The organism is Variovorax davisae (genome assembly GCF_030316845.1).
In the GTDB taxonomy this organism is placed as follows: domain Bacteria; phylum Pseudomonadota; class Gammaproteobacteria; order Burkholderiales; family Burkholderiaceae_C; genus Variovorax; species Variovorax davisae.
In genome coordinates, this window is sequence record NZ_JASZYS010000005.1 from 355,959 (window position 1) to 368,503 (window position 12,545).

The following is a 12,545-nucleotide window of genomic DNA, read 5'->3' on the forward strand; positions in this document are numbered from 1 at the left end:
GCCAAAACAAGCAAAAAGAACCAGAAGGGGCCGAAGCCCCTCCTGGTTCATGTTCACTGTCGCCCGCCGGAGGGCGCGCGGTGGAACCTCTGTGTCGATCAGCGGCTCAGGCCGTTGATCGCGTCTTGCGAGTTCGGTTGTGCGTCCGTGGTCGGTGCGCGGCCGTTGAGCGGCGCTGCCAGGCCTTCGAAGTCCACGCCCTGCGCACCGGAGGTGTCGATCATCACGCTGCCCGACGAGATATAGCTCTGGACGCGCAGGGTCGAACCGGTGGTGGAGACGATGCGAACGCGATCACCCACGCCGGCAGCCGTGTGGCTGTCGACCTTTGCGCCGCCGGAGCTCGAGTAGTTGGTGGCATTGGCACCGAACGGATTCGAGGCTGCCGCTGCGTTCGTCATGAACGACTCGAGTTCCCGGTTGCTGTAGTTGACAGCCGCGCGCGGAGCGAGGTCAGGCAGCTTGCCCCAGGCGCCGTACTTGCCGTCGGCGTAGATCATCTGTGCGTACAGGTCGGCCGTGGCGGTTTCGCTGTTGTTGATGATGCGCAGCGTGCTCGAGGTGCCCGAGTTGCCGAACTTGGCGTACGACGCGTAGTTGCGAACGTCGATCCGGATGCCGCCGCCGACGTTGAACTGGGCACGGCAGGCGTTGTTCTGCTCCTGGAAGCGCACGGCTGCGGTGGACGACAGACCGTCCGGTGCCTTGTTCAGGACCAGGCGTGCATTGAATGCGCTCGTCGGGATGACCGCAGCGCCGCCCACACCGTAGCAAACCGCGTAGTTGATGCCCTTGTTGATACCTGCCGGGTTGGTATACCCCACCGTTGCCGAGCCAGCGACGGGGCTGACCCCGCCTGCGTAGCCCGTGTCGGCGCATGCCGTCGGGGCGTTGGCCGCGCCGGCCGGGACGAGCCACAGCTTGGCATCGGCGGCAAATTCGCCGGTGATGAGGGTCTGGAAGTTGGTCAGTTCGACGCCACCGGTGTTCGTGGTGGCGGTCGTGACGAAGGTTCCGGTGGGCGTCGAGTTGCCGTAGATGTTCAGCAGGTCGGAGTCGTAGCCTTGTGCCTGCTGGTCGAAACGGACCGTGCCGAGTTGGACGGTCTTGCCCGAGGCGGTCACTTGCGGCGTGCCGACGGCGCTCTGGTACTGGAAGGTCTTGCCTTGCTGAGAGTAGTTCTGCACTGCGATCGGCGACGATGCCTCGCCCGACACCTTCAGGTTGACCGGGAAGCTGGCGACCGGGCCGCTGTTCACTGCGTTGGGCGCCTTGTCTTCGGACGAAGAGCTCGAGTTGGCGGTGGTGGCGGTGAAGGCCGGATCGGTGATGTCCGGGTACTGCGTGATCGTGCCGACGATCTTCTTGATGTCCGAGGTGCAATCGACCAGATCGCCGACCACGGTCTTCAGGCCGCTGATCTTGATGCGATTGCCGTCGTAGGCGACGTCGGTGGCCGGATTGGCGGGCTGGACGAGCGACAGAGCCTGCACGCCGTTGGCATTGAAGACGACGCGGGCATTGTTTTCACCTGGGCCCTTTGGCACCAGGAAGGTGGCCTTGATGGTCTTGTCATCGATCTTGACGGCCCATGCGTTGGCGATCACGAGACCGGCAGCGTTGACCAGCGCGACGTTGCCCACGTTGCCTGGGGAGACGGGGGTGTCGTCGATGGTGGCCGACGGAAAGCCGCTATGGGAGGGTACTTGCCAGATGCCTTGGTCCAGCTTCAGCTGGATCTGGAAATAGGTGTCGTTGGTGGGGTTGCGAACCGGGTTGGCGAAAGAATAGCTGACCTGTGGCGACACGATCTGCTGTGCGTCGCTGATCACCACTTCTTGAGCGATAACCGTAGAGTTGGTCTGGAAGTTACCAGCGCTGGCATATCCGCCAGTGAGTGCCAGGCCGGCAGCCGCGATTGCGATTTTGGTTAGTTTCATTATCTTCCCTGTGAAAAACTGAGTTGACGCCAGCATTGCGGACGGCCAAAGAAATCCACTGGAATTATGAAAATTCCAATGACATTCTCGTTGACTTGCCTTCAGTGATGCGTGACAGGCGGATTATGGGGTCGGCCTGCTGGTATTTTTCTGTTTTTCAACGCAAATGTTGCCTTGTGGCAACTTAATTGAGGCTCGATCAAGAGTTGATGGAGAGAATTAACATTGCGATAACATTTGAGCGTCTATTTGGCGGGAAGTTGAATTAGATATTCGTATTTTTATTTATTACATAATGTATTTGTGTCTTGAATGTGCCATCCAATGGGTGCTCGGCGGCGATCCTCCGCTCCATGCGGCACAATTCGCCTCTCGCTGTGAACGTGGAAGCTCATGACCGAACCCGCCCTCAACATCCCCCCCCGCGACAAGGCCGAGATCCTGGCCCAGGCGCTGCCCTACATCCGCAAGTTCCACGGCAAGACCATCGTCATCAAGTACGGCGGCAATGCCATGACCGACCCCGAGCTGCAGGCCGACTTCGCCGAGGACGTGGTGCTGCTCAAGCTGGTCGGCATGAACCCGGTGGTGGTGCATGGCGGCGGCCCGCAGATCGAGGCGGCGCTCAAGAAGCTCGGCAAGACCGGCCACTTCATCCAGGGCATGCGCGTGACCGACTCCGAGACCATGGAAGTGGTCGAGTGGGTGCTGGCCGGCGAGGTGCAGCAGGACATCGTCGGCCTGATCAACCAGGCCGGCGGCAAGGCGGTGGGCCTGACCGGGCGCGACGGCGGCCTGATCCGGGCCCAGAAGCTCAAGATGGCCGACCGCAACGATCCCAACGTCGAGCACGACGTCGGCCAGGTGGGCGACATCGTCTCGATCGACCCGAGCGTGGTCAAGGCGCTGCAGGACGACGCCTTCATCCCGGTGGTGAGCCCGATCGGCTTCGGCGAGAACAACGAGAGCTACAACATCAACGCCGATGTGGTGGCCGGCAAGCTGGCCACCGTGCTGCAGGCCGAAAAGCTCATGATGCTGACCAACACCCCCGGCGTGCTCGACAAGAACGGCACCCTGCTGACCGATCTGAGCGCCCGGGAGATCGACGAACTGTTCGCCGACGGCACCATCTCCGGCGGCATGCTGCCGAAGATCGAAGGCGCGCTCGACGCCGCCAAGAGCGGCGTCAATGCGGTCCACATCATCGACGGCCGCGTGCCGCACGCGATGCTGCTGGAAATCCTCACCGACCAGGCCTACGGCACGATGATCCGGGCCCGTTGAGGGCGCAGGGCCCGTGAACAGGCCTCAGCTTTCGTAGCCCCGCGGGTTGGCCTGCTGCCAGCGCCAGCTGTCGGCGCACATCTGGTCGAGACCGCGGCGGGCCGTCCAGCCGAGCGTGGCTTGCGCCAGCGCCGGGTCGCCCCAGTAGGCCGGGACGTCTCCGGCGCGGCGCGGACCGATCTCGTAGGCGATGGGGCGGCCGCAGGCCCGCGTGAAGGCCTTCACCACATCGAGCACCGACGCACCCCGGCCGGTGCCCAAGTTGAGCGTGGCGAGTCCTGCCTGGCTTTCGGCATGCTTCAGTGCCGCCACGTGGCCCTCGGCCAGGTCCATCACGTGGACGTAGTCGCGCACGCCGGTGCCGTCGGGCGTCGGGTAGTCGCCGCCATGCACGGCGAGCTTGTCGCGCAGTCCCACGGCGACCTGGCTGACGAAAGGCATCAGGTTGTTGGGCCGCCCCTGCGGCTGCTCCCCGATCAGCCCGCTTTCGTGTGCTCCCACGGGATTGAAGTAGCGCAGCAGCGCGATCCGCCATGTCGGGTCCGAACGCTGGAGGTCGCCGAGTGCCTCCTCGACCATGAGCTTCGATCGGCCGTACGGGTTGGCCGGTCGGCGTGGCGCGTCTTCGGGGATCGGCGAATGATCCGGCTCGCCATAGACCGTCGCCGACGACGAGAAGATCAGCGTGCGCACCCCGGCGGCCTGCATGGCCGCGGCCAGCACGAAGCTGCCATGCACGTTGTTGTCGTAGTAGGTGATCGGATCGGCCACCGAATCGCCGACCGCCTTCAGGCCGGCGAAGTGGATCACGCCGGCGATCGGCTGCTCGGCGAACAGCCGATCGAGCAGGGCCCGGTCGCGAACATCCCCCTGCACGAAACGCGGCGCCTCGCCGCTGATTCGCGCGAGCCGGTCGAACACCCGGACATCGCTGTTTCCCAGGTTGTCCAGCACCAGCGGCACATAGCCGGCAGCGGCCAGCGCGACGCAGGTGTGGCTGCCGATGAATCCGGCGCCGCCGGTCACGAGAATCGTTGGGCTCATGGTCTGTCTTGTGCTCGGAAACGTGAATGAGTTGTCGATTCTGCGCGACAGGCAGGGCTTGCCCGGTTGGCGCGCGCTAACGTTCCCGTGCGAGAATCATTTTTTTACATTTTGCACGCGCCCATGCAGAACGACGAGCCGAGCGCCCCCGGCGCCACAAGCAGTTCAGAACCGGTGGCCGCACCGACGCGCAAGCGCCCTAAGCCGGGCGAGCGGCGCGTGCAGATCCTTCAGGCCCTGGCCGCCATGCTCGAGCAGCCCGGAGCCGAACGCGTCACCACGGCCGCGCTGGCCGCCCGGCTGGATGTCAGCGAGGCCGCGCTGTACCGCCATTTCGCCAGCAAGGCCCAGATGTTCGAGGGCCTGATCGACTTCATCGAACAGAGTGTGTTCACGCTGGTCAACCAGATCGTCGAGCGCGAGGCGCCGGGCCACGAGCAGGCCGCACGCATCGTCGCGATGCTGGTCCAGTTCGCCGAGAAGAACCCCGGCATGACCCGCGTCATGGTCGGCGATGCGCTGGTGTTCGAGAACGAGCGCCTGCAGAGCCGGATGAACCAGTTCTTCGACAAGATCGAAGCGACCCTGCGCCAGGCCCTGCGCGACGCGGCGGCGGCCGACGGCTCCGCCACGCCCACCCTGGACGCGCAGGTGCGCGCGTCGGCGCTCACGGCCTTCGTGGTCGGGCGGCTGCAGCGCTTTGCGCGCTCGGGCTTCCGGCGGGCGCCGTCCGAGCACCTGGATGCCTCGGTGGCGCTGATGCTTCGAGACTGAACGCCGTGCGGGGCCGACGGCCCCCGCGCGGCGCGCCCTCCGGCCTCAGTGCCCGGACGGGTTGGCAGGTCGCGCCGCGGCGGCATCCGCGGCGCGCTGCAGCCACTGCTTCAGGCGGCGCAGCGGCGAGGTCAGCCGCCAGCTGGTGCTGGCATGGATGGCGGCAATGGACGCGTTCGTCTGCTGCAGCGCATGGGCCAGCCTCAGCTGCAGTTTCAAGTTTTCCGCCCGCATCTGCGCCAGCGGCGGCGTCATCGATGCGGCAGGGTCTCGTCCACCGCTGAAGCGATCGCGCTGGTGCGAATGCGGCCAGGTGTGGAACCAGGATGCGCGGTTGTCCAGTTCCCAGCGCGCCGGGACGATGCCGGCGTCCCGCAGCGCTGCGTTGAGCGACAGCTGATCGCGCCTCGAATAGCGCAGCACGTGGTCGGCCCAGCGCCGCATGGCCGCGCGCACCGCAGGGTCGCGGTGGTCGCGCAGCATGATGGCCGTCCAGTACGGCCGCTCGCTCAAGGTCGGCTCGCCGTACGTCAGGTAGTGGTTGAGCTGTTCGAAGATCCGGTTCTGGTCGTCGTACCCGTTGCGCGCCACCTCGATGAATTCATCCATCACGCTCTCGCGGTCGCTGTGCCCCGGAAGGCCGATGCCCTGGGCCCATCCATGGCGTTCGATGATCTGCTCCGGCGCTTCATGCAGCACGACCGAGTTGTCGATGTAGAGCGAGCGCTCGAAGCCGTCGAGCGCTCCGACCCGATGCGGACAGATCTTGAGCATCCGCTGGCTGCGGATCGGGTCCATCTTGAATGCGGGGGCCAGCGTGACGATCTTCCAGGTCTCGCTGCGCAGCGAGGGGTCGTCGGTCAGGCAGATGAACGGGATGCCCGAGCGGCGGGCGACGGGCTGCTCGTTCAGTGCCTCGTAGTTGCCGATCAACACCGTGTAGACGCAGGTATTCTTGTCGCTTGCCATGGGGTCCTGGGGTCAGCCGCTTCAGGTGAGCGAGCTTGACCGCGACGAATTAGCGCTTCCTGACAACTTTGTTAACGCCGCGCAAACCCAGGTAACAAGCAAGAACCGACTATGCGCGGCATAGAGAGGCCCTATTCGCAGCCGGCCGGTTCTGCCACAGAATGCTCGTCCGACCCCATCGTAGAACGAACGTAGGAGAACCCCATGAGCAGCGAAAAGACCGAAGCCAAGTGCCCTTTCAGCCCGGCCGCAGGCGGTACCACGAACCGCGACTGGTGGCCCCAGCAGTTGCGGCTGGACCTGCTCCACCAGCATTCGTCGAAGTCCGACCCGATGGGCGAAGGCTTCGACTACGCTGCCGAGTTCAAGAGCCTCGACCTGGCGGCGCTGAAGAAGGACCTGGCCGACCTGATGACCGATTCGCAGGACTGGTGGCCGGCAGACTTCGGCCACTACGGGCCGCTGTTCATCCGCATGGCCTGGCACAGCGCGGGCACCTATCGCATCGGCGACGGACGGGGCGGCGCCGGCCGCGGCCAGCAGCGCTTCGCGCCGCTCAACAGCTGGCCGGACAACGTCAGCCTCGACAAGGCGCGCCGCCTGCTCTGGCCGGTCAAGCAGAAGTACGGCAAGAAGATCTCCTGGGCCGACCTGATGATCCTCGCCGGCAACGTCGCGCTGGAAACCATGGGCTTCAAGACCTTCGGCTTCGGCGGCGGCCGCGCCGACGTGTGGGAGCCGGACCATGACGTGTACTGGGGTCGCGAGACCAAATGGCTCGGCGGTGATGTCCGCTATGCGCAGGGTTCGCCCGGGGTCGAAGAAGCGCACGGCGTGCTCGTGAAGGACGACGACAGCCAGGTGCCGCACTCGCGCCATCTGGAGAACCCGCTCGGCGCCGTGCAGATGGGCCTGATCTACGTCAATCCCGAAGGCCCGGATGGCAAGCCCGATCCGGTCGCCGCGGCCTACGACATCCGCGACACCTTCGGGCGGATGGCGATGGACGACGAGGAGACGGTGGCTCTGATCGCCGGCGGCCACACCTTCGGCAAGACGCACGGCGCCGGCCCGGCGTCCCACGTCGCGTCCGAGCCCGAGGCCGCCGGCCTCGAGGCCCAGGGCCTCGGCTGGGCCAACAGCTTCGGCACCGGCCGCGCCGGCGACACGATCACCAGCGGCCTGGAAGTCACCTGGACCACCACGCCGACCAAGTGGAGCAACAACTTCTTCTGGAACCTGTTCGGCTACGAATACGAGCTGACCAAGAGCCCGGCCGGGGCGCAGCAGTGGGTGGCCAAGGGCGCCGGCGCGACCATTCCGCACGCCCACGACCCGTCGAAGAAGCTGGTCCCCACCATGCTGACCACCGACCTGTCGCTGCGCTTCGACCCGGCCTACGAGAAGATCTCGCGCCGCTTCATGGAGCACCCCGACCAGTTCGCCGATGCCTTCGCCCGCGCCTGGTTCAAGCTCACCCACCGCGACATGGGGCCGCGCGCCCGCTACCTGGGGCCGGAGGTGCCGACCGAAGAACTGATCTGGCAGGACCCGGTCCCCCCGGTCGACCATCCGCTGGTCGACGCGCAGGACGTCGCGGCGCTGGCCAAGAAGGTGCTGGCTTCGGGGCTGACCCCGGCGCAGCTGGTCTCGACGGCCTGGGCGTCGGCCTCCACCTTCCGCGGCTCCGACAAGCGCGGCGGCGCCAACGGCGCCCGGATTCGCCTGGCGCCGCAAAAGGACTGGGCCGTCAACCAGCCGGAGCAACTGGCCAAGGTGCTGCAGGTGCTCGAAGGCGTCCGCACCGAGTTCAACGGGGCGCAAAGCGGCGGCAAGAAGATCTCGCTGGCCGACCTGATCGTGCTGGCCGGCGGTGCCGGCGTGGAACAGGCGGCGCGCGACGGCGGCCGCGAGGTCCGGGTGCCCTTCACGCCGGGCCGAACGGACGCCCTGCAGGCGCAGACCGACGCGGCCTCTTTCGCGCCGCTGGAGCCGGTGGCCGATGGCTTCCGCAACTACGTGAAGGCCGGGCTGGGCGTGCCGGCGGAGGCGCTGCTGATCGACAAGGCCCAGCTGCTGACCTTGACGGCGCCCGAGATGACGGTGCTGGTCGGCGGCCTGCGGGTGCTGGTCGGCAACGCCGGCCAGGCCCGCGACGGCGTCTTCACCGACAAGCCGGGCACCTTGAGCAACGACTTCTTCGTCAACCTGCTCGACATGGGCACGGAGTGGAACGCGGACACGGCCGGCAGCGCCTTCCAGGGCCGCGACCGCAAGACGGGCGAACTCAAGTGGACCGGGTCCCGCGTCGATCTGGTCTTCGGCTCGAACGCGCAGTTGCGCGCCCTGTCCGAGATCTACGCCAGCGCGGACTCGAAGCAGAAGTTCGTCGACGACTTCGTCGCGGCCTGGACCAAGGTGATGAACCTGGACCGCTACGACGTCTAGGCTGCCGCCGGGGAGCCTATAGCATTTGCTTGGCCTGCTTGAGCACGAAGTCACAGGCCTTGCGCGTGACTTCCTGCTTCAGGCCGCCGCCGGTCAGGTCCATCTTCTTGCCGTCGGTGCCGGTCAGGATGCCCTGCGCGCCCTCCACGTAGTTGGGGTCGGACGCCGGCTTGCCGCCCGGGATCTTGCCCATCAGCTGGTCCTTCACGGCCGTGGTGGCGTTGTCGGCGCTCAGGTAGTTGTTCTTGAGGCAGTACTCGATCACGCCGGCGGCGTTGCCGAGGCTGCCCGAGGCCATGCCGCCGCCGCCGCCGGCCAGGCCCTTGAGCATGTCGAGCGACTGGGCCTGGGCGAAGCCGGCGCTGCCCAGCAGCAGGGCGATGGCGCTGACGCGCATGAAGCGTTGACGGGCGGTATGCATGGACTGCTCCTTGAACTGGGAATGGTTGGGGAAACCATAGCCCATGCCCGAGGCCCGGCGACGACGAGATTGAAACAGTTGGTGGCCGGGCCGGCTCAGGCCACGGCGACGCCGACCTTGCGCCCCGCCTCCACGATCTCGCCCCAGGTCGCATCGTCGAGCCAGATGCCCTCGCGCTCGCGCGCGGCACGGGCCTTGCGCTCGGGCTCGCCGGCGACCTGCACGGCCTCGAAGCCGGCGCCCGGCGGGCTCTGGCGCAGCCAGTCGACGAAGGCCGTGGCCTCCTGCTCGAAGCTGGCCTGGGTGCCGAGCTTCACCGGGTCGATCAGCACCACCAGCATGCCGTTGAGCACGGTGCGCGCGGTGTCGGCCGGCCGGTGCCAGGTGCCGCTGCCGGTCAGTGCGCCGCCGAGCAGCTCGCAGGCCACCGCCATGCCATAGCCCTTGTGCTCGCCGAAGGTCATCAGGGCGCCGAACAGGCCGTTGCTCTGCGGCACCACCACCACGCCCGGGTCGTCGGTCGGTGCTCCGTGCTCGTCGATCAGGTGGCCCGGCGGCACCCGCTCGCCCTTGTTGTAGGCCACCCGCATCTTGCCCTGCGCCACCCGGCTGGTCGCGAAGTCGAGGATGAAGGGCTCGGCCCCGGCCAGCGGCACGCCGATGCAGCAGGGGTTGGTGCCGAAGCGGCCGTCGCCGCCGCCCCAGGGCGCGACCACCGGCCGCGACAGCACGTTGACGAAGTGCATCGCCACCAGCCCCTGGGCCACCGCCATCTCGGCGAAATGGCCGATGCGCCCCAGGTGGTGCGCGCTGGCCAGCGACACGATGCAGCTGCCATGCTGCCTGGCTCGCGCGATGCCGAGCTCCATGGCCTGCACGCCGACGATCTGGCCGTAGCCGTGCTGGCCGTCGAGCGAGAGCAGGGCGCCGGTGTCGAGAATGACCTTGACCGCGGCATTGGGCACCAGGCCGCCTTCGGCGACGGCGTCGACATAGCGCGGCAGCATGCCGACGCCGTGCGAATCGTGGCCGCTGAGATTGGCCAGCACCAGGTTGGCGGCGACCTGCTCGGCCTCGGCCGGGCTGCTGCCGGCGGCGGCCAGGATGCGGGCGACCTGGGTTCGCAGGTTGCCCGGGTCCAGTGTTTTCGACATGTGTTCAGACTCCCTTGGCGTTGAGGGTGATGGCGTAGAGCGAACTCGTGGCGCAGATGAAAAGCCGGTTGCGCTTGGGCCCGCCGAAGCAGACATTGGCCACGCGCTCGGGCAGCAGGATCTTGCCGATCAGGCTGCCGTCGGGGTGCAGGGCATGCACGCCGTCGGCGGCGCTGGTCCAGATGCGGCCTTCGGTGTCGAGCCGGAAGCCGTCGAACAGGCCCTGCGTGCAGTCCGCGAACAGGCGGCCGGCGCCCAGGCGCCGGCCATCGCTCGCGACCGCGAAGCGGCGGATGTGGCGCGGCCCGTCGTCCGCATGGCTGGCGCCGGTGTCGGCGACGTAGAGCATCGATTCGTCGGGCGAGAAGGCCAGTCCGTTGGGCTTGACGAAGTCGTCGGCCACGAGGTCGACCGCGCCACTGGCCGGGTCGATGCGGTAGACGTGGCAGGCGCCGATCTCGCTGTCGGCGCGCAGCCCTTCGTAGTCGCTCAGGATGCCGTAGCTCGGGTCGGTGAACCAGATGCCGCCATCGGAGTGCACCACCACGTCGTTCGGCGAATTCAGGCGCTTGCCTTGCCAGTGCGAGGCCAGCACCGTGAGGCTGCCGTCATGCTCGGTGCGTGTCACGCGCCGCGTCAGGTGCTCGCAGCTGACCAGCCGGCCCTGGCGGTCGACCGTGTTGCCGTTGGAATTGTTGGACGGTTCGCGGAAGACGGCCACGCCGCCGTTGCGCTCGTCGAAGCGCATCATGCGGTTGTTCGGGATGTCGGACCACACCAGCGTGCGGTGGGCGCCGAACCAGGCCGGCCCCTCGCACCAGCGGGCGCCGGTCCAGAGCCGCTCGACCTTCTCGGGACCGGGCACCAGGCGGTTGAAGCGGGCGTCGAATCTCTCGATGGCGCAGCCATCCAGCGTGCCGAACGACGGTTGGGTGAAGTGCGACATGGCTACATCACCGCCCCGACCTGCCAGGGCACGAACTCGTTCTGTCCGTAGCCATGGCGCTCGCTCTTGGAGGGTTCGCCCGAGGCGGTCGCCAGCACCAGCTCGAAGATGCGCTGGCCCATCTCCTGGATCGACACCGTGCCTTCGACGATCTCGCCGCAGTTGATGTCCATGTCTTCCTCCTGCCGCTGCCACAGCGCGGAATTGGTCGCCAGCTTGAGCGACGGCGAAGGCGCGCAGCCGTAGGCCGAGCCGCGGCCGGTGGTGAAGCAGATGATGTTGGCGCCGCCCGCCACCTGGCCGGTGGCGCTGACCGGGTCGTAGCCCGGCGTGTCCATGTAGACGAAGCCGTGCGCGGTCACGGGCTCGGCGTACTCGTAGACCGCCTCCAGGTTGCTGGTGCCGCCCTTGGCCACCGCGCCGAGCGACTTCTCGAGGATCGTCGTGAGCCCGCCGGCCTTGTTGCCGGGCGAGGGGTTGTTGTTCATCTCGCCCTCGTTGATGGCGGTGTAGTGCTCCCACCAGCGGATCCGCTCGACCAGCTTCTCGCCGACCTCGCGCCGCACGGCGCGGCGGGTCAGCAGGTGCTCGGCGCCGTAGACCTCCGGCGTCTCGGACAGGATCGCGGTGCCGCCGTGCGCCACCAGCAGGTCGACCGCGGCGCCCAGCGCCGGGTTGGCGCTGATGCCCGAGTAGCCGTCGGAGCCGCCGCACTGCAGCCCGATCGTGATGTGCGCCGCGCTCAGCGGCTCGCGCTGCACGGCGTTGGCCCGCGGCAGCATCTCGTTGATCAGCGCCACGCCTTTCTCCACCGTCTTGCGCGTGCCGCCGGTGTCCTGGATGTTGAAGACGCGGAAGTTCTCGCCTTCGCTCAGGTGGCCGGTGGCCAGCCAGGCATTGATCTGGTTGGCCTCGCAGCCCAGCCCGACCACCAGCACGGCGGCGAAGTTGGGGTGCGTGGCGTAGCCGGTGAGCGTGCGTTCGAGCAGCTGCATCCCCATGCCGCCGGTGTCCATGCCGCAGCCGGTGCCGTGCGTGAGCGCGACCACGCCGTCCACGTTCGGACAGTCCGCCAGCGCCGCCGGGTTGGTCTTGCGCGAGAAGTGGTCGGCGATGGCGCGCGCCGCCGTGGCCGAGCAGTTGACGCTGGTCAGCACGCCGATGTAGTTGCGCGTGGCGACGCGGCCGTCGGAGCGCCGGATGCCCATGAAGGTGGCTTCGCGCTTCGGCGGCGGCGCCTTCACGTCGGCGCCGAAGGCGTAGTCGCGCTCGAAGTGGCCCTTGTCGGGGCCCATGTCGAGGTTGTGCGTATGCACGTGCTCGCCGGGCGCGATCGGCCGGCTCGCGAAGCCGATGATCTGGTTGTAGCGGCGCACCGGTTCGCCTTGCGCGATGGCGCGCACCGCGACCTTGTGGCCGGGCGGGATCAGGCCGCGCGCCGTCACGCCCTCGACCGGCGTGCCGCCGACCAGCTGGCCGCGCGCGATCACGACATCGTCGGCGGGATGGAGTCGAATGAAGGGGTTCATCGTGGGGGTCCTTTGTCTTGTGCGGCACTGGGT

General features: G+C 67.4%; 10 protein-coding genes. 3 read left to right on the top strand and 7 right to left on the bottom strand.

The window, feature by feature from the left end; genetic code table 11:
• Positions 1–98: 98 nt before the first annotated feature.
• Positions 99–1,940, bottom strand: coding sequence for a hypothetical protein (locus tag QTI33_RS14505; RefSeq protein WP_286506742.1), 1,842 nt, complete (start codon positions 1,938–1,940; stop codon positions 99–101).
• A 393-nt stretch (positions 1,941–2,333) separates the two neighbouring features.
• Here QTI33_RS14505 and argB point away from each other — a divergent pair, with 393 nt between their 5' ends.
• Complete coding sequence (argB, locus tag QTI33_RS14510; RefSeq protein WP_286506743.1) at positions 2,334–3,227, top strand: acetylglutamate kinase; 894 nt, start codon at positions 2,334–2,336, stop codon at positions 3,225–3,227.
• Between the two features lie 24 nt (positions 3,228–3,251).
• Here the strand turns inward: argB and galE are convergent, their stop codons facing one another.
• On the bottom strand, positions 3,252–4,271 hold the full coding sequence (gene galE / locus QTI33_RS14515) for a UDP-glucose 4-epimerase GalE (RefSeq protein WP_286506744.1): 1,020 nt from the start codon (positions 4,269–4,271) through the stop codon (positions 3,252–3,254).
• 123 nt (positions 4,272–4,394) lie between these two features.
• Between galE and slmA the strand changes: the two genes are divergently transcribed.
• On the top strand, positions 4,395–5,045 hold the full coding sequence (gene slmA, locus QTI33_RS14520) for a nucleoid occlusion factor SlmA (protein WP_286506745.1): 651 nt from the start codon (positions 4,395–4,397) through the stop codon (positions 5,043–5,045).
• A 45-nt stretch (positions 5,046–5,090) separates the two neighbouring features.
• Here the strand turns inward: slmA and QTI33_RS14525 are convergent, their stop codons facing one another.
• A complete protein-coding gene (locus QTI33_RS14525; RefSeq protein WP_286506746.1) occupies positions 5,091–6,014 on the bottom strand; it encodes a glycosyltransferase domain-containing protein in 924 nt (307 codons plus the stop codon).
• A 204-nt stretch (positions 6,015–6,218) separates the two neighbouring features.
• Between QTI33_RS14525 and katG the strand changes: the two genes are divergently transcribed.
• A complete protein-coding gene (gene katG / locus QTI33_RS14530; protein ID WP_286506747.1) occupies positions 6,219–8,462 on the top strand; it encodes a catalase/peroxidase HPI in 2,244 nt (747 codons plus the stop codon).
• Between the two features lie 16 nt (positions 8,463–8,478).
• Here the strand turns inward: katG and QTI33_RS14535 are convergent, their stop codons facing one another.
• From QTI33_RS14535 to QTI33_RS14550, 4 genes are all read right to left on the bottom strand, one after another.
• Positions 8,479–8,883 (bottom strand): DUF2501 domain-containing protein, encoded by a 405-nt coding sequence (locus QTI33_RS14535; RefSeq protein WP_286506748.1) that lies wholly within the window; start codon positions 8,881–8,883, stop codon positions 8,479–8,481.
• A 95-nt stretch (positions 8,884–8,978) separates the two neighbouring features.
• A complete protein-coding gene (locus QTI33_RS14540) occupies positions 8,979–10,037 on the bottom strand; it encodes a malate/lactate/ureidoglycolate dehydrogenase (RefSeq protein WP_286506749.1) in 1,059 nt (352 codons plus the stop codon).
• 4 nt (positions 10,038–10,041) lie between these two features.
• Positions 10,042–10,983, bottom strand: coding sequence for an SMP-30/gluconolactonase/LRE family protein (locus tag QTI33_RS14545; RefSeq protein WP_286506750.1), 942 nt, complete (start codon positions 10,981–10,983; stop codon positions 10,042–10,044).
• Between the two features lie 2 nt (positions 10,984–10,985).
• Complete coding sequence (locus QTI33_RS14550) at positions 10,986–12,512, bottom strand: UxaA family hydrolase (RefSeq protein WP_286506751.1); 1,527 nt, start codon at positions 12,510–12,512, stop codon at positions 10,986–10,988.
• Positions 12,513–12,545: the final 33 nt, after the last annotated feature.

Bases quoted from the DNA above. Each gene is read 5' to 3' on its own strand.
- slmA (WP_286506745.1), top strand. From the start codon at position 4,395: ATGCAGAACGACGAGCCGAGCGCCCCCGGCGCCACAAGCAGTTCAGAA.
- QTI33_RS14505 (WP_286506742.1), bottom strand. From the start codon at position 1,940: ATGAAACTAACCAAAATCGCAATCGCGGCTGCCGGCCTGGCACTCACT.
- QTI33_RS14525 (WP_286506746.1), bottom strand. From the start codon at position 6,014: ATGGCAAGCGACAAGAATACCTGCGTCTACACGGTGTTGATCGGCAAC.
- QTI33_RS14540 (WP_286506749.1), bottom strand. From the start codon at position 10,037: ATGTCGAAAACACTGGACCCGGGCAACCTGCGAACCCAGGTCGCCCGC.
- katG (WP_286506747.1), top strand. From the start codon at position 6,219: ATGAGCAGCGAAAAGACCGAAGCCAAGTGCCCTTTCAGCCCGGCCGCA.
- QTI33_RS14550 (WP_286506751.1), bottom strand. From the start codon at position 12,512: ATGAACCCCTTCATTCGACTCCATCCCGCCGACGATGTCGTGATCGCG.
- QTI33_RS14545 (WP_286506750.1), bottom strand. From the start codon at position 10,983: ATGTCGCACTTCACCCAACCGTCGTTCGGCACGCTGGATGGCTGCGCC.
- argB (WP_286506743.1), top strand. From the start codon at position 2,334: ATGACCGAACCCGCCCTCAACATCCCCCCCCGCGACAAGGCCGAGATC.
- galE (WP_286506744.1), bottom strand. From the start codon at position 4,271: ATGAGCCCAACGATTCTCGTGACCGGCGGCGCCGGATTCATCGGCAGC.
- QTI33_RS14535 (WP_286506748.1), bottom strand. From the start codon at position 8,883: ATGCATACCGCCCGTCAACGCTTCATGCGCGTCAGCGCCATCGCCCTG.